The sequence below is a fragment of the uncultured Acetobacterium sp. genome (assembly GCF_927416815.1).
Classification (GTDB): Bacteria; Bacillota; Clostridia; order Eubacteriales; family Eubacteriaceae; genus Acetobacterium.
The window spans coordinates 1-15517 of the sequence record NZ_CAKMJU010000094.1; the positions used below are offsets into that span (position 1 = coordinate 1).

General features: G+C 42.5%; 13 protein-coding genes, 3 tRNA genes, 1 rRNA gene and 1 other annotated feature. Of the genes, 9 read left to right on the top strand and 8 right to left on the bottom strand.

Annotated elements, in window-relative coordinates:
• Positions 1 to 173: 173 nt before the first annotated feature.
• The 4 genes from QZ998_RS12730 to rrf all read right to left on the bottom strand — a co-directional run bounded on the left by QZ998_RS12730 (position 174) and on the right by rrf (position 597).
• Positions 174 to 250 (bottom strand) — tRNA-Asp (locus QZ998_RS12730).
• Positions 251 to 265: 15 nt separating this feature from the next.
• Positions 266 to 340 (bottom strand) — tRNA-Glu (locus QZ998_RS12735).
• A 55-nt stretch (positions 341 to 395) separates the two neighbouring features.
• A tRNA-Asn gene (locus QZ998_RS12740) sits at positions 396 to 470 on the bottom strand.
• Positions 471 to 480: 10 nt separating this feature from the next.
• Positions 481 to 597 (bottom strand): 5S ribosomal RNA (gene rrf, locus QZ998_RS12745).
• A 360-nt stretch (positions 598 to 957) separates the two neighbouring features.
• Positions 958 to 1218: a sequence feature (23S ribosomal RNA rRNA prediction is too short), on the bottom strand.
• A gap of 146 nt (positions 1219 to 1364) precedes the next feature.
• Here rrf and QZ998_RS12750 point away from each other — a divergent pair.
• The 5 genes from QZ998_RS12750 (at position 1365) to QZ998_RS12770 (ending at position 7397) form a co-directional block, all read left to right on the top strand.
• On the top strand, positions 1365 to 1718 hold the full coding sequence (locus tag QZ998_RS12750) for a hypothetical protein (protein WP_296561161.1): 354 nt from the start codon (positions 1365 to 1367) through the stop codon (positions 1716 to 1718).
• Between the two features lie 279 nt (positions 1719 to 1997).
• The gene (locus tag QZ998_RS12755) at positions 1998 to 3872 is read left to right on the top strand and encodes a hypothetical protein (RefSeq protein ID WP_296561163.1); all 1875 of its coding nucleotides are present in this window, start codon (positions 1998 to 2000) and stop codon (positions 3870 to 3872) included.
• A gap of 158 nt (positions 3873 to 4030) precedes the next feature.
• The gene (locus QZ998_RS12760) at positions 4031 to 4759 is read left to right on the top strand and encodes an NAD-dependent protein deacylase (protein WP_296561164.1); all 729 of its coding nucleotides are present in this window, start codon (positions 4031 to 4033) and stop codon (positions 4757 to 4759) included.
• 9 nt (positions 4760 to 4768) lie between these two features.
• Positions 4769 to 6007 (top strand): helix-turn-helix domain-containing protein, encoded by a 1239-nt coding sequence (locus tag QZ998_RS12765; RefSeq protein WP_296561165.1) that lies wholly within the window; start codon positions 4769 to 4771, stop codon positions 6005 to 6007.
• 406 nt (positions 6008 to 6413) lie between these two features.
• Positions 6414 to 7397: a hypothetical protein gene (locus QZ998_RS12770; protein WP_296561166.1), complete on the top strand. Its 984-nt coding sequence runs from the start codon at positions 6414 to 6416 to the stop codon at positions 7395 to 7397.
• A gap of 62 nt (positions 7398 to 7459) precedes the next feature.
• On the opposite strand, the gene QZ998_RS12775 is transcribed toward QZ998_RS12770, so the two are convergent.
• From QZ998_RS12775 to QZ998_RS12790, 4 genes are all read right to left on the bottom strand, one after another.
• Positions 7460 to 8545, bottom strand: a complete 1086-nt coding sequence (locus tag QZ998_RS12775) for a hypothetical protein (RefSeq protein ID WP_111889152.1) — start codon at positions 8543 to 8545, stop codon at positions 7460 to 7462.
• 155 nt (positions 8546 to 8700) lie between these two features.
• Positions 8701 to 9108, bottom strand: coding sequence for a formylmethanofuran dehydrogenase subunit E family protein (locus QZ998_RS12780; protein ID WP_296561167.1), 408 nt, complete (start codon positions 9106 to 9108; stop codon positions 8701 to 8703).
• Between the two features lie 69 nt (positions 9109 to 9177).
• Complete coding sequence (locus QZ998_RS12785; protein WP_296561169.1) at positions 9178 to 10536, bottom strand: PFL family protein; 1359 nt, start codon at positions 10534 to 10536, stop codon at positions 9178 to 9180.
• A 12-nt stretch (positions 10537 to 10548) separates the two neighbouring features.
• Positions 10549 to 10818 (bottom strand): ACT domain-containing protein, encoded by a 270-nt coding sequence (locus QZ998_RS12790; protein WP_296561171.1) that lies wholly within the window; start codon positions 10816 to 10818, stop codon positions 10549 to 10551.
• 281 nt (positions 10819 to 11099) lie between these two features.
• Between QZ998_RS12790 and mraZ the strand changes: the two genes are divergently transcribed.
• From mraZ to QZ998_RS12810, 4 genes are read left to right on the top strand one after another with little or no spacing between them, the layout of a single operon-like run.
• A complete protein-coding gene (gene mraZ, locus QZ998_RS12795) occupies positions 11100 to 11531 on the top strand; it encodes a division/cell wall cluster transcriptional repressor MraZ (protein WP_026396140.1) in 432 nt (143 codons plus the stop codon).
• Positions 11532 to 12488 (top strand): 16S rRNA (cytosine(1402)-N(4))-methyltransferase RsmH, encoded by a 957-nt coding sequence (gene rsmH, locus QZ998_RS12800; RefSeq protein WP_296561174.1) that lies wholly within the window; start codon positions 11532 to 11534, stop codon positions 12486 to 12488.
• A gap of 17 nt (positions 12489 to 12505) precedes the next feature.
• A complete protein-coding gene (locus tag QZ998_RS12805; protein WP_296561176.1) occupies positions 12506 to 12889 on the top strand; it encodes a hypothetical protein in 384 nt (127 codons plus the stop codon).
• A gap of 53 nt (positions 12890 to 12942) precedes the next feature.
• Positions 12943 to 15351, top strand: a complete 2409-nt coding sequence (locus QZ998_RS12810) for a PASTA domain-containing penicillin-binding protein (protein ID WP_296561178.1) — start codon at positions 12943 to 12945, stop codon at positions 15349 to 15351.
• Positions 15352 to 15517 lie beyond the last annotated feature (166 nt).

Below are 15517 nucleotides of genomic sequence, written 5' to 3' on the forward strand. Positions count from 1 at the left end.
AGCCACATCAGCTTTAAGATAATTGTTTGACACATTGATTGGATTACAATTATCTCTCATTTTGCTTTATTATAATTTAAGGAAGCAAAATGTCAATAATTGCATAAGCGATTCACACAAAAATGTTCACTCACTGCGTTCTCGCATTTTTGGTTCTCTGCTTATAAAAATTATGGCGACCTGGAAGAGACTCGAACTCTCGACCTCCAGCGTGACAGGCTGGCATTCTAACCAACTGAACTACCAGGCCGCATGAATATGAAATTGGTGACCCCTAGGAGACTCGAACTCCTGTTACCGCCGTGAAAGGGCGGTGTCTTAACCGCTTGACCAAGGGGCCTTGCTTAAAAGAGCGGATATGAAACGGTTTGTTTCACACCCGCCTGATGTCTTAATGGCTCCCCAGGCTGGATTTGAACCAGCAACCTATCGGTTAACAGCCGAGTGCTCCACCGTTGAGCTACTGAGGATTATTTAAAAGTCCCGCAATGTCCTATCCTCCCAGGCAGTTACCCACCAAGTACTTTCGGCGCTGGAAGACTTTACTGCTGTGTTCGGTATGGGAACAGGTGTGGCCCTTCCGCCATCATTACGGGATCATTTAGCTTTTTTTCAGGCGATTGTAAATCGACTGAAACAAATAGGTCTGAAGGAGCGTTAGCGGTCAGACCGGCTAAATGGCCGATCTTTTGTTTGAAAAATAATCCTTATTATCATCATTATTTTTCGAACAAAAAATCATCCTTATCCCTACTTGCTATAATTATATCATTGTTTAATGGATGGTATTTTTTAATCATTCTTTTCTTATTCCTTGCGGATAAGAATGCTTAAAAAATGCCGATCATTTGTCACCTTTCGCGCGCTAACGCTCAAAGCTCAATGCGATTTTTTATCAAAAATCGGACAAATCGATCACTCGAAACAGCACAGTGTATAAAATCTTGGATCAAGACCTCGGTCGATTAGTACTGGTCAGCTCCATATGTTACCATACTTCCACATCCAGCCTATCTACCTGATCGTCTATCAGGGACCTTAACCATTTCTGGTGAGATATCTTATCTTGAAGGGGGCTTCGTGCTTAGATGCCTTCAGCACTTATCCTTTCCAAACTTAGCTACCCAGCTATGCTCCTGGCGGAACAACTGGTGCAAAAAAGAATGCAGTTGACGAGGGTTTGATCCAACTAAGGATTAAACAAACCCGAGGAAACTACAATCCGATAAAAGAAGCCATGCGGCGAAAAATATAAAAAAAGAGATAGAAAAGCAAAGTGATTTGTTTTTCTATCTCTTTTTTTCATGTTATAATGAAACAGATTAAATGAATAAGTAATTGCATTTTGTAATTAGGAGCTGAATATGAAAAAAAACTTTGCATTATTGTTACCGGTGCTACCGTATCTGATCATGACTTCCTTGATCTTTTTTTTCTTGCCAACGCTAGATCCGACGACAAGCTATTTTACATTCTTTATGTTGCTAGTTATTCCCCTATATTGTTTTATTTCTGCTTTTGTATACGGATTAAAAAATGGGATTGTCTGGTTCTATCCGATTTTTATTGGTATCATTTTTCTACCAGCAATATTTTTGATTATTGATACGAAGGCGCTGATTTATGGATGTGGTTATGGTGTGACTGCGATATTGGGAATGTACCTTGGTAGCTTCGTAAAAAAAAGAAAAGATGATGATTCAGACTTTGAGAAATAGCACGATTAAAAACCGTGGATGTTTGCAACAACGATCAATAATCAATGCGCGTATGCCAGACCAGGTAAATGCAACATTAGTAAAAAAAGAGTAACTTGTTTATTAAGTGATGCGACATTACTATTTTAACGCTCGTAAATTACCGAAATTAGGTGTCAACAATGATTGAAGGCAGTGGTTGATTATGATACAATGTTTGCGTTAAATACACTTGTGCAGCAAGATAACTAATTCTTAGTTTTGAGACAAAATAATTAATGGTGAAGAGGTGTGCTGAAAATGGAAAAAGTTGGTTTTTTAGAAAAGTTACGGTACCGGTTTGACAACCTGATGTCAAAAGGAACAGGGATTTTGTTATTGTCTTTAGCCAGTGCAACGGCAATTATGATCGCAGTTATTTCGCTGATTGTCTGGATTACCCAATCTGGTCCAACCGCAAGTTTTACTGAACTGTTATGGATGGGGCTAATGAGAGCGATTGACTCGGGAACGGTAAGTTGGGACACCGGAAGTGTTGGTTATATCTTTCTGATGTTTGTCACCACCTTAGGTGGCATCTTTATACTCAGTATTCTGATTGGGATCTTAACTACCGGTATTGAGTCAAAATTGGATTCGCTACGAAAAGGTAGATCTCGGGTTATCGAGAAGGATCAGACCATCATACTGGGCTGGTCAGAACAAATCTTTACGATTATCGAAGAATTGATCGAAGCCAATAGCAGTCGCAAACATGCCTGTATAGTCATTATGGGGAATCATGATAAATCGGAAATGGATGATGCTATCCGGGAACGGATTAGCGATATGAAAACCACGAGAATTGTTACGCGACAGGGAAATCCGATCGATATCGATGATCTGACAATTGTTAGTTTAAATACCTCTCGATCAATTATTATATTACCAGAAGATGATACCCGAGTCATTAAGACGATTCTTGCAATTACGAACAATCCCAATAAACGGAGTGAACCGTATAATATTGTCACTGTGTTAAAAAATCCAGAAAATATTCAGTTGGCTAGAATTGCTGGAAATAATCAAGCTGAAATAATTCTCAGCGATACCTTGATCTCCCGGATCATTGCGCAAACCTGCCGTCAACCCGGTCTTTCGACTGTTTATACTGAACTTTTAGACTTCGACGGGGATGAAATATATTTTTGCGATTGTCGTCAAGCGATTGGCAAAACCTTTGGTGAGGTCTTGTTTATGTTTGAAAAATCGACAGTGATTGGCATCGAGTCTCACGGAAAAACCTATTTGAATCCGCCAATGGACACGGTTTTACAGGCGGGAGACGTAGTTATTGCCATCTCAGAAGATGATGATACCATTGTCGCAGAAACGGATCATCAATATAGTATTGATGCAGGAGCAATTATTCAAACCTTAGTAACAACACCGGATCGCCCTGAAAAAACATTGATTCTGGGCTGGAATGATAATGCCCACTTAATTATTCAAGAAATTGATAATTATGTTGCCCAGGAGTCAATCCTAACTGTGGTTTCAGACTGTGTTGAAGAAGAAGACTTCCAGACAGCTCTCAGCCAGGTTATCAACCAGAGAATTGAATTATTAAAGGGGGATCCCAAAGATCGGCGTATATTAGATGAATTGATGGTCAAAAATTATGACCATGTTATTATTCTGTCTAATAATTCTGAGCTGGATGTGCAGGAATCTGATGCAAATACGCTGGTAGTGCTGCTTCAGCTTCGGGATATTTCCGAAAGACTTAATTGCCGTTTTTCGGTTGTTAGTGAAATGATGGACTTTAGAAATAAAAAACTGGCGGAAGTGACAAAGGTCAATGACTTTATCGTTAGTGAAAAATTGATCAGTCTGATGCTGACCCAGGTTTCGGAGAACAAAATGATCAATATGGTATTTGAAGATCTATTTGATGCTGCCGGTTCGGAACTTTATATTAAAAAAGCAGCAAAATATATTATCACCGGTACAGCCGTTAATTATTACACTTTGGTTGAAGCGGCAAAAAGAAAGAACGAAATCGTCATTGGTTATGTGATTGCTGACGAACAAAAAGATGCTCAAAAGAATTATGGCATCTATATCAATCCGGCTAAATCAACTGTGGTTAGTTTAGCTGACCAGGATAGTGTGATTGTAATTGCAGAAGATTAATATTTGGATGTGACATATATTGTCGCGAGAAATCATGACTTTGTCGGTCCTTATGGAAATGAATTCTATTTACTTTCAGGAATAAAGCTCAAGATATGGTAGAATGGTTTCTAAGAGAAATTAAGCAATTTAGAAAAGATTCGAGAAAAGAGGAGAAGATGACCGATATTGAAAGCTTAAAAAAAATAGTTGAAGAGTCAGGAAATATGGTTTTCTTTGGTGGAGCTGGTGTTTCAACGGAAAGTGGTATTCCAGATTTCAGAAGCGTCGATGGCCTGTACAGTCAGACCTACAAATATCCGCCGGAAACCATTCTTTCCCACGAGTTTTTCATGAATAATACTGAAGAGTTTTATCATTTTTATCGCAATAAAATACTGCACCTGGAAGCGAAACCAAACGATGCCCATATAAAGTTGGCAGAACTGGAAAAAAAAGGTAAATTGAGGGCGGTAATTACCCAGAATATCGATGGACTTCATCAATTGGCAGGCAGTAAAAAAGTGCTGGAACTCCATGGCTCGGTTCATCGTAATTACTGCATCCGCTGTCATCAGGCCTATCCGGTTCAAGCAATCCAGGAAAGTCAGGGAGTACCTCTATGTAATTGTGGTGGTACCATTAAACCGGATGTGGTATTGTATGGTGAAGGTCTCAATAATGATGTAATGAAGCAGTCGGTTGCTGCCATTACAGGTGCCGAAGTTCTGATTATTGGCGGAACCTCGTTGGGTGTTTACCCGGCCGCAGGACTGATTGATTATTACCGGGGCAAGAACCTGGTACTGGTTAATAAATCCGCAACGCCGATGGATACGCGGGCTAATCTGATCATCAACGGAAGTATCGGGAAAGTATTTAAACAACTGAAATGGAGTGAAAAATAAATAACAGCTATGGATGGTCAAACAGAACTGAGATACCGACAAAGCAATCGGTTATTAAGATTGCTGCTGGATAACCACACCGTTGAAGAGGTTGTCGAAACGATTAGTTATCTGATGAAAAAACCAGTTATATTTATTGATATAAACTTTACCATTCGCGGAATGAGCCGAACCGCTGAAATCACCGAACCCTCATGGAATTTTGCAATCTCTAAAGGATTTTGTAGCCACGAGTTTATTTTTGAAATCGTCAATATCGAAGAGGTCAAACGTTTTCCCAAGGATCGAACGCCCTATGTGGTGGGAGCGGAAAGCGAGTCGAAGGTATTGGTGTCGCCAGTGATCATTCGCGGTAAATATGCTGGAGCAATGGTGATGTTTTTCGAAAAAACGGAAGTCCAGAATGAGCATTTTGAGTTGCTGCTACTGGCTAATGAGGTGCTGACCGAAATTATTTTAAAGATTCCGATGTATAAGTATCTTCGCGGCAATATCAATGAGGGGATCCTAAAGGATCTGATTGAGGGTCGAGATAAAGAGAATGCCGATTTTAAATCTTGGGTCCTGGAGTCAGAGCTTAATACCAGTAATAATCTGTGTGTCCTGGTTTCTGAACAAGATGATGCCAATCTTAATCAGGAGGTCTTTAAAGACTCACTACGAGATGATTTGTATCACGTCGTTCCTAAATCCCATACAATTTTTTACGGTAATCAGATGGTTGTTTTATGTACGGATCTGGAAACAGAAAAAACGGATAAGGGGATCAGTCGGTTAAAAATATTTATGGAAAAACATGGATTGCGAATTGGCATCAGCGAATTTTTTCAGGGGATTGAGAATTTTCAATGCCATTATTTTCATGCGAAGGCAGCCATTCGCATTGGCTTAACAATTCATGAGAAAGAGCGCCTTTTTAATTATGATGATTATAAGTTTTTTCATCTGCTTGAGAAGGTAACCGGTGAGGCTGGAAATAATCTCAGGGATTTTGTTCAAACTGGTTTGTTGAAACTTGAGAAATATGACCGACGACATCAATCTGAGTTGTTCTATACGTTAAACACACTTATCGATTATGGATGCAATTATAAAGAAACCTGTGAAGCCCTCCATATTCACCGAAATACCCTCAGTTATCGCATCGATCGAATCAAATCGCTTACTCAGCTGGAGTTAACGGCACCGAAGGTGCAGTTTGACTTAGCGTACTCGTTTCGAATTTTAGAGTTTTTAAAACATCAGTAGCTTTTCGCATCAGGGTTGGGCTTAGTAAATAATCACAGAGAGAAATTTTTGTAAATACTGTGCACCACGCACAGATTAATAGCATCATTTTGTTAATCAATGCGGATGCTTTTTTCTGACCCATCGTTTATTCTAACTAAGAGGGATTGTGACCCCTTACTGGGATGATGTAAAGTCCATACTAGACCCCTTAATCTAAGAGAGCTCCGGCTCTTTTTTTGTTTTTTTGAAAAAAATAATAAATGTGTAGAATCATAAGTGATGGTGTACACGGTTTTGATAGCAACCCTTGTAAATGGTGCACAACGGAGGACAGATATTTTGGCGATGATGACCATAGTAAAAATTTGACCTTCTTGTTAAACTGAGCATGTAAACATTATCAGAACCACTCGATGGCGTTTTTATGTTTACAACAATCAAATTTTATTTAAAAGGAGAAAAAGAGATGGATTTTACATTATTAATTGCTGCTTTTGGCGGCGGGTTATTTGCAGCCGCCATCGGTGGTGTGCCATCATTTATTTTTACTGGGTTAACAGTCATTGCCGCAATTCTTGCCGGAGATTTTGGAGCCCCAGCCATTGGGATCGTCAGCTTTGGATCATGGTTCTCACCATGTGTTGCGTTTGCTGGTGCGGTTGCCGCTTCTGCTTATGCTAAAAAAATTGGAAAGTTGGAAGTTGGCGGGGATATTATCACCCCACTAGCAGGATTAAAAGACGCATCCGTATTACTGGTCGGCGGAATTTTTGGTATTATTGGTTACTTATTAAACTTTGTTATCGGCACAGTAATTGGCGCAAATGTACTTGGTTCCGCAGCATGGACCGACACAGTTGCTTTAAGTGTTGTCATTTCTGCCATTCTAGTACGTTTGATTTTTACCGACTCCGGTTTAACAGGTAAAACTCCCGCTGGTGTAACACGACATTATCTGCCTCAAGGCTCTGATTTGATGTTCACCATCGTTCTGGGTGCCGGTTTTGGTATTCTGGTTGGTGGTATTGCGGCGGCTTTCGGCAGCATGGCTTTAGCCGGGTCAGGTGAAGCTGGATATCTATTCTCACAGATGGGTAGCTTTGCCTTTGGTATCGCCGCCTTTGGACTGATCTTTGCCAGTATGGGACTGCCTTTCTATGGCTGCCATCATATTGTATTGCCAGCTGCTTCAACCGCTATCGTTGTTTTTTCAGGAACATTAAGCCCAGTGGCCGCCATTGTAGCTGCCGCCATCACGGGTATCCTGGCAGCGATAATCGGAGAGTTTGCGGGCTTAGCCTTTAACAGTTACGCAGACAGCCACATCGACCCCCCGGCCTGTACAATTTGGGTTTTACAATTGCTTAATTTTTCAGTACTACCTTTAATTTTGCCTTCTATTATGTAATTAAATCATCGAGTGGTGGGGACTTTTGCTTTGGCAAAAGTCCTTTTTTTATTTAATGATAATTACTTCAATGATAAATTTCGCTGTAAATTGACTACAAAATCCTGGATATTGGTGATGATCGACCGGGAACTGAGGCTGCCCCGGTCCTTTAGTTTATTGACCACAAATTCGGAGATATCAACAGTATAAAAATAAACCGGCCGAATCAGACCATCAACCACCTGGTAGGAAGGGGTCATGTTGCCGGTGGCAATGGTGTGGAGCTGAGTTGCCAGACAGATGATCGTAGTGGCTTTTTTGGTGTGCACCCGCAGAGCATCCTGGGCGCTGTAAACATCAGCATAGACGCCAGGTAAAGGCCCATCGTCGCGAATTGAACCGGCTAAAACCATGGGGATGTCATTTTTAATACAGGAATTGACAATACCATCTTCGATTTTATATTTTTCAATTAAATTTTCCAGGGAACCGCAGCCCCGAGCCCGATTGATGGTTTCGATATGGTGATAGTGACCCAGCGATTTATTTTCTTTGGAATAGATGTCCTGACCCAAGGCGGTGTTAAAAAAATGGGACTCCAAGTCGTGGGTGGCCAGGGCATTTCCGGCAAAGAGGGCATCCACATAGCCCATTTCCACCAGATGGGTCATGGCATTTCGGGAGTCCTGGTCAAAGGTTACGGCCGGGCCGAGAACCCATAGAATATAGCCGTTATCCCGTTCGAATTCCAAGAGTTGATAGAGTCGGTCGTAGTCCCGGGAGTAGGCGGTTTCCCGGGAATTGGAGGTACGAAACGAAAAATTATCACCATCTGGATGTTTTTTACTGAAGGCAAAATGATCGACATAAACACCGTTTCCGCCATCTTCATGACGTCCGACGACAACGGCATCGCCTTTCTTGACATTTCTGAATTCGATGGCATGGGGTCGATCATTGGCAATGACAACCACGCAGTCCATCCGACTTTCAGCCATCAGCTGCCAGGTATCATGGATTTTAAAATACTCGGGAAAGATGGTCGTGGCATAAAAGTTCTCTGGAACCACACCATCCATAGGAGCTGGCATCGTTCGGACACTGGGGGCTTTGACAAAAAAGGTTTCGGTAAAATCAGGAGCTGTATAAACGGGCAAAGTAAACATATGAGCACCTCGATATAAGATTTTATAGTAAATTATTTTGTTTATTATACCATATCAAAGTTATCGCTGGCACCGCAAGTGATAATGGCTGAGTGAATAAAAAAATACCACCATGATTAATCGTTCCGGATTAATCATGGTGGTGTTTTTAAAACTCAGTTAAGTTTTTCAGGTAATTCGAAATGGGGTTTTTCGAAATCGAAAAGTATTGTCGCGTCGGGTTCGTTAAGCAGGAAGGCTTCCATTTCATCACGTTCCATTGGCGGAAGTTCTTTTAAAATTAAACGGATACTCGCACCGGTGGTTTGATTAAAAACAGAAAAAGCCTGTTTTCCGCCTTTTATAAAAAATAAGTTGCCCTTTTCGCTAGTGCAATCCAGCACCGTCCGGATGCCGTCAACACTACAGGACTCATTCTCAGCAACGCAGACAATCTTATCATCTCCGGCCAGATCAAGAGAAAGCGTTTTGATGGCTTCCAGAGAAGCGCGGACACCAATGGCCAGGCCGGGGCAGTGATGTCCGTGAAAGGTTACACATTTTTCCCATAATTCGACATTCATTTATTAGCTCCTTTCGATAAAACAGGAGACCCACAGTTGTGGGTCTCCCAAGTTGCCAGTTCGATTGCGTTAGTTTTTAAAGCTGTGAATAGGGGCGGGGATCTGTCCGCCACGATTTACAAAAACCGAGCAATCGTTTTTATTGACCGGCATAATCGGTGCTCGGCCCAGCAGTCCACCAAATTCGGCGGTATCGCCAACGTCTTTTCCATAAACAGGGATAATGCGAACACCGGTGGTTTTATTGTTGATGACGCCAATAGCGGCTTCATCCGCTAAGATCCCAGAAATGGTGGAAGCTGGGGTATCGCCAGGGATGGCGACCATATCGATACCAACCGAGCAAACACTGGTCATGGCTTCCAGTTTGTCAAAGGTCAGGGCGCCACATTCCACGGCTTCAATCATTCCTTCATCTTCACTGACCGGGATAAAGGCACCGCTAAAGCCACCCACCGAGGTGGAGGCCATAATACCGCCTTTTTTAACGGCATCATTGAGCATTGCAAGGGCTGCTGTGGTACCATGGGTGCCACAGTGTTCCAGACCCATTTCCTCAAGGATGCGGGCAACACTGTCACCAATTTCCGGGGTTGGAGCCAGGGACAAGTCTAAAATACCAAAAGGGACATTCAGACGCTCAGCCACGGTGGTACCGACCAGGTGGCCAGCCCGGGTAATTTTGAAGGCTGTCTTCTTGATGATTTCGGCCATTTCCCCAAAGGAAGCGTCCTGGGCTTTTTCCAGCGCCCGTTTGACAACTCCGGGACCACTGACCCCAACATTGAGAACCGATTCGGCTTCGCCGACGCCGTGGAAGGCGCCTGCCATAAAGGGATTGTCTTCAACCGCGTTGGCAAAGGCGACAAACTTGGCACAGCCGATGGAATCCGCCTCCCGAGTCAGGTAGGCGGTTTCTTTAATCACTTCTCCCAGCCGTTTAACAGCGTCCATGTTAATACCGGCTTTCGAGGAACCAAGATTAACGGATGAACACACGCAATTGGTAGTTGCCAGCGCTTCAGGAATAGAGTCGATCAGAATTCGGTCGCCTTTTGTAAAGCCCTTGGGAACCAGCGCCGAAAACCCGCCGATAAAGTTTATCCCGACTGTTGCTGCGGCGGCATCGAGAATTTTGGCATATTCAACATAATTCAGGTCATCGCTGCTACCGGCGATAAGTGATATTGGTGTTACTGAGATGCGCTTATTGACAATCGGAATTCCCAATTCATTTTCAATCCGTTCGCCTTCTTTAACGAGGTTCTCTGCCAATCGGGTGATTTTTTCATAGATTTTCTGGCGGCTTTTTACTCCGGAGGAATCAATGCAATCCAGCAATGAAATTCCCATGGTGATGGTCCGGATATCAAGCCGTTCTTTATCAATCATTCTTACCGTCTCGAGGACGTCTTTAAACATTGCCATAATCAGGGCCGCCTAAATGGTGTGCATAGCATTGAAAAGATCTTCATGCTGAATACGGATGGACATCCCAATGGTTTCGCCCACCTCTTCAAGACCGTTTTTCAGGACATTAAAATCGACAGACATATTTGTCATGTCGACCAGCATGATCATGGTGAAAAAATCATGCATAACGGTCTGACTGATGTCTTCAATATTGACATTATTTTCAGCCAGAATTTTAGAAACATTATAAATTATTCCGGTGCGGTCATTTCCTATAACCGTAACTACTGCTCTCATTTTAAATTACTCCTTAATTTTCATTGTTTTATTAGTTTAAACCAAAAAGGATCGAATCACAAGTTATAATGTAGATTTTAAAAGGAAAGGAAAGAGGAAAGACGATAGTGAATTTATTTTTAAGTTTTTCGATATAAAATGAATACAAAAGTTGGTAATTATTAACAAAATAAATATTTTATTTTTGCTTAATAGCGGCTTTCGTAACTTGTGAAGGGTGGTGGAGTGTGGTATAATGTGGAAGATAATGGAAGAGCAAAGTAAGAAGGAGGGGGATCAGGATGTTTTTTGGAGAGTATGAACATAATATCGACGACAAGGGACGATTGATTATTCCTTCAAAATTCAGAGAATCTCTGGGCGGAGAATTTGTCTTGACAAAAGGACTCGATTGCTGCCTGTTTGTTTTTTCAATGGAAGAGTGGGAGAATTTTGAAAGTAAGCTAAAATCTCTACCTGTATCAGATAAGGATGCGCGAGCATTTACCCGATTTTTCTTTGCCGGTGCCGCCGATTGCGAACTCGACCGACAAGGCCGGGCAAGTATTCCACTTTCGCTTCGCAAGTATGCAAAAATAACAAAAGAGGTGACCATTATCGGGGTTTCAAATCGATTGGAAATTTGGGACAGTCAATTATGGTCCAGCTATAATGACAATGATGATTTAAACTATGAGGATATTGCCAATAACATGGCAATGCTGGGAATATAAATGAAACCACAAACATTTTCACACACTACCGTATTGCTGCGGGAATCCATTGATGGCCTGGCGATCAAGCCAAATGGCGTCTATGTGGATTGCACCCTGGGCGGGGGTGGACATTCCCAATGGATTTGTGAGTCATTGGATGAAAGCGGTGTTTTGGTCGGGATCGATCAAGATGATTATGCTTTGGACTATGCCAAAAACCGACTGGCGGGTTTTGCCTGCCAACGTCATTTTGTAAAAAGCAATTTTGCCAGTTTAACCAAGGTTCTAAAGGGCCTCCATCTCTTTAGGGTCGAAGGTATTCTATATGACCTCGGGGTTTCGTCATTTCAACTGGATGATGATACCCGAGGCTTTTCTTATCATAACGATGGCCCGCTGGACATGCGGATGAATCAGTCGGCAGAATTAACCGCCGAAATAGTGGTCAATGATTATCCCCCCGGGGAACTAAAAAAAATACTTTTTCTTTATGGAGAAGAAAAGTTTGCTAGCCAAATCGTCAAATCGATCGTCAGAGCCAGGGATCTTAAGCGCATCACGACCACCCTGGAGTTGAGTGAAATAATTAAGAATGCGTATCCACCCAAGGAACGCTTTAAAGAAAAACATCCCTCAAGAAAGACCTTCCAGGCCATTCGACTGGAAGTTAATGGAGAATTAAAAATACTCGAAGATGCTTTAAGCCAGGGTCTTGAAGCCCTGAAACCGGGCGGAAGAATGTGTGTGATCACCTTTCATTCGCTGGAGGATCGGGTTGTTAAGCATCTATTTAGAGAAAAAGCCAATCCCTGTACTTGTCCGTCAGATTTCCCCCAATGTGTTTGTGGGAAATTGCCGGAAGTGAAGCTCGTTTCAAGAAAACCGATTGTTCCAGGAAGTGATGAACTTGAAGAAAACCGGCGTTCTCGAAGTGCCAAGTTACGGATTGTGGAAAAGCTGGAAACAGGAAGTTAAGAATTAAGGAGTGTTTCATGGCGACTACAAAAAAAAGAGTGAGAATGCCGAAACAAAAAGCAAAACACATGACGATAAGCTCTTACGTCATGCTTATCGGCCTGATTGCCTTTGCGGCGATGATCGGAATATTATTTCAACACGCTTTGATCAACGAAAAGAACACTGAAATCAGAGAGCTCCAGAAATCGCTGGCAGATGCGATTCAGGTTAACGACAGTAAAGAGGGTCAGTTGGTCACAAATATGAATCTTCAATTGATTGAGTCTCAAGCCAGAGGTTATGGTATGACCGAACCGGTTCAGGAACAATATCGTCGGGAATTGGTGACGGAGAAAAAAGAAGAATCACTGATGACCGATTCGCAAATTGTCAGAAGTTGGTTCGAAAGCTTATTCTAGGTTTATTTAAGCTTGATCAGGTAAGCTTAAATGAAAAAATTTGGAGAAAAAACGTGAATATAAAAAAGAAGGCGCAACGAGAGATTGGACCGGTCGGCAAACAGAATCGTATCATGATTGCCATGGTTGTCCTGTCGTTGTGCTTAATTGTTGTTATTGGGAAGTTGTTTTCCCTGCAAATCGTTAATTCAACTGGCAAGTATGAACGCCAGGTCGATCAGCTTGTTGAAGAGGTGCCGATTAAAGCTTCTCGAGGCGACATCTATGATCGGAATAAGAATGTTCTGGCGAAAGATTCCTCCGCTACAGCTGTCAATGTGATCCCCTATGAGGTCGAAGATCCTGAGCGTCTGGCCAGGACATTAAGCAGCAAACTGGGCGTGAAGATCGAAGATGTCCAGAAAAAAATCACCGTCCTGGAGAATGACATCGTTGAAGTAAAAACGGGTATCAGTCAGGGAGCGGCGGCGATCATCGGTAGTCATAATTTTGAAGGCGTAAGTATTGTCGATGGAACCCTATATTTTATTCCGATTAAGATTAAAGATCCCGGGGCCGTGGCATCAGCCATTTCCAAAGATCTTGATTATAATTACGAAGCCCTTTATGCCAGGGCGACCCGTAAGGAAAATCAGCCGGTACTGATTATGGGAAAGGTCGATAATGCCCTGGCTTTAGAAATTAAGGAATCAGAAGCGATCATTGGCGAAGATGGTGAAATAGATGGTTATAACGGCGTCGAGTTGCTGGATGATTATCGGCGTTATTATACCAATGGAAATTTTGCATCTTATATTTTGGGTTTTACCGGAAGGGACTATAGTGGTCTTTACGGGGTTGAGTCGACCTATGAAGATGTCTTAAGCGGCGAAGATGGGGTTGTTTACTTTCAAAAGGATGCCAATGGCAACCAGATCCCTTCGCAAACAAAGATATTAAAGGAACCTGTTCAGGGCGAGGATATTGTTTTAACGATTGACAGCAATATTCAACTGATGGCAGAAAAGGCGGTTAAAGAAGCGGCGACAACCTGGAAAACAAAAAGTGTTACCGCGATTGTGATGGAAACCAAAACTGGCGAGGTAGTTGCGATGGCAACCACACCGGACTATAATCTTAATGACCCCTTTACGCTAGATGCAAATTTTGCTGCGACACATGCTGAGGATCTGGCCGGGAAAACCGAACAGGAACAGCTGGCGGAAATGTATAAGAACCAGGCAGTTAGCTTTATCTATGAACCAGGCTCGACTTTCAAAGCGCTAACAGGGGCAGCCGCCCTCGAAGAAGGGGTCATGACACCAGATACAGTGGTCTATTGTGAGGGACGGATACAAATTGGTGATGCTGTGATTAATTGTGCTACCGGCCCGCATGGTAGCGTTACCGTTTCAGATGCCATTGCCTATTCCTGTAATCCGGGACTAGTTCAGATTATCGAAAAACTGAATCCCGATGTTTTTTATCAATATGTCTATAATTTTGGGCTGGGAGAAAGAACCGGAATTGCACTCGATGGAGAAGAGGCGGGAATTGTCAATCGTTTATCGACTGCCACGGGCGGGATCAACGAAGTCGATTATGCTACTTTTTCATTTGGACAAGGGTTGGCAGTAACGCCGATTCAAATTATCAGTGCCTTAAATAGCGTCGTCAATGATGGCTATTATGTCAAACCAACTGTTATTTCCGCTGAAACCACGGGAAAACCAATCGAATCTCAAAAACAGATTATTTCGAAGGAAACATCGGCAGCAACCCGAGAAATTATGCGTAAGGTGGTTGGCTATGATTCGGATATGACAGCGCTTTCAGAAGGTTATAGTGTTGGCGGAAAAACCGGGACAGCTGAAAAATTCATCAATGGTGAATATTCCAGAACCAAGTATGTAACCTCCTTTTATTGCTTTGCACCAGTGGAAGACCCCAAATATTCGGTTTACGTGGTGTTAGATGAACCAGCAGCAGGCGCTTATGGCAGTACCAGTGCGGCGCCTACCGCGATTAGTCTCATAAAACAGGCGCTCAATTATAATTCGGCAGATACCACCCTTGGTGGTGCAGCAACGCAAGAAATTCAAAAGGGAAACATCACGGTTCCTGATCTGGTCGGTCAAAATATTGACTTTGCAGCGAGTATACTCAATGAAAGAGGGATAAACTACGTTGTTGATCCAGAGACTAGTGGTGCCACGGTTGCGGCTCAGAGCCTGCCAACCAATTCGGTCTATGATCCCAATTCGGAATTGATCCTTGCTTTAGGAGAAACTGATAGTGCGGCGGTTGGTACGGTTATTGTACCTGATCTAAAAGGACTATCGATTCAAAGTGCCAATGAAATCCTGACTGGACTAGGACTGAATCTTAAAATCACAGGGAATGGTTTTGCTTCAAGTCAAACGCCAGCAGCAACGACGGTGGTGGAGATTGGCAGTGATGTCAACGTAACGTTTACCCCATAAAAATTAAAAGAAAAGCAAGGGGGAAACAGCCCTGAAAGGTAAAAATATTTCGCACTAAAAATTAGCGATAAAACGGGAATGCAAGAAAAATAGATGGTAAAATGAAAGAAAAATTTCGCAAGGAGAAATCAGTTTACCATGGGACGAAAACAGGAACGAGCAGTTA

Bases quoted from the DNA above. Each gene is read 5' to 3' on its own strand.
- mraZ (WP_026396140.1), top strand. From the start codon at position 11,100: ATGTTTTTTGGAGAGTATGAACATAATATCGACGACAAGGGACGATTG.
- QZ998_RS12775 (WP_111889152.1), bottom strand. From the start codon at position 8,545: ATGTTTACTTTGCCCGTTTATACAGCTCCTGATTTTACCGAAACCTTT.
- QZ998_RS12760 (WP_296561164.1), top strand. From the start codon at position 4,031: ATGACCGATATTGAAAGCTTAAAAAAAATAGTTGAAGAGTCAGGAAAT.
- QZ998_RS12765 (WP_296561165.1), top strand. From the start codon at position 4,769: ATGGATGGTCAAACAGAACTGAGATACCGACAAAGCAATCGGTTATTA.
- QZ998_RS12790 (WP_296561171.1), bottom strand. From the start codon at position 10,818: ATGAGAGCAGTAGTTACGGTTATAGGAAATGACCGCACCGGAATAATT.
- QZ998_RS12780 (WP_296561167.1), bottom strand. From the start codon at position 9,108: ATGAATGTCGAATTATGGGAAAAATGTGTAACCTTTCACGGACATCAC.
- QZ998_RS12785 (WP_296561169.1), bottom strand. From the start codon at position 10,536: ATGGCAATGTTTAAAGACGTCCTCGAGACGGTAAGAATGATTGATAAA.
- rsmH (WP_296561174.1), top strand. From the start codon at position 11,532: ATGAAACCACAAACATTTTCACACACTACCGTATTGCTGCGGGAATCC.
- QZ998_RS12805 (WP_296561176.1), top strand. From the start codon at position 12,506: ATGGCGACTACAAAAAAAAGAGTGAGAATGCCGAAACAAAAAGCAAAA.
- QZ998_RS12755 (WP_296561163.1), top strand. From the start codon at position 1,998: ATGGAAAAAGTTGGTTTTTTAGAAAAGTTACGGTACCGGTTTGACAAC.
- QZ998_RS12770 (WP_296561166.1), top strand. From the start codon at position 6,414: ATGTTTACAACAATCAAATTTTATTTAAAAGGAGAAAAAGAGATGGAT.
- QZ998_RS12750 (WP_296561161.1), top strand. From the start codon at position 1,365: ATGAAAAAAAACTTTGCATTATTGTTACCGGTGCTACCGTATCTGATC.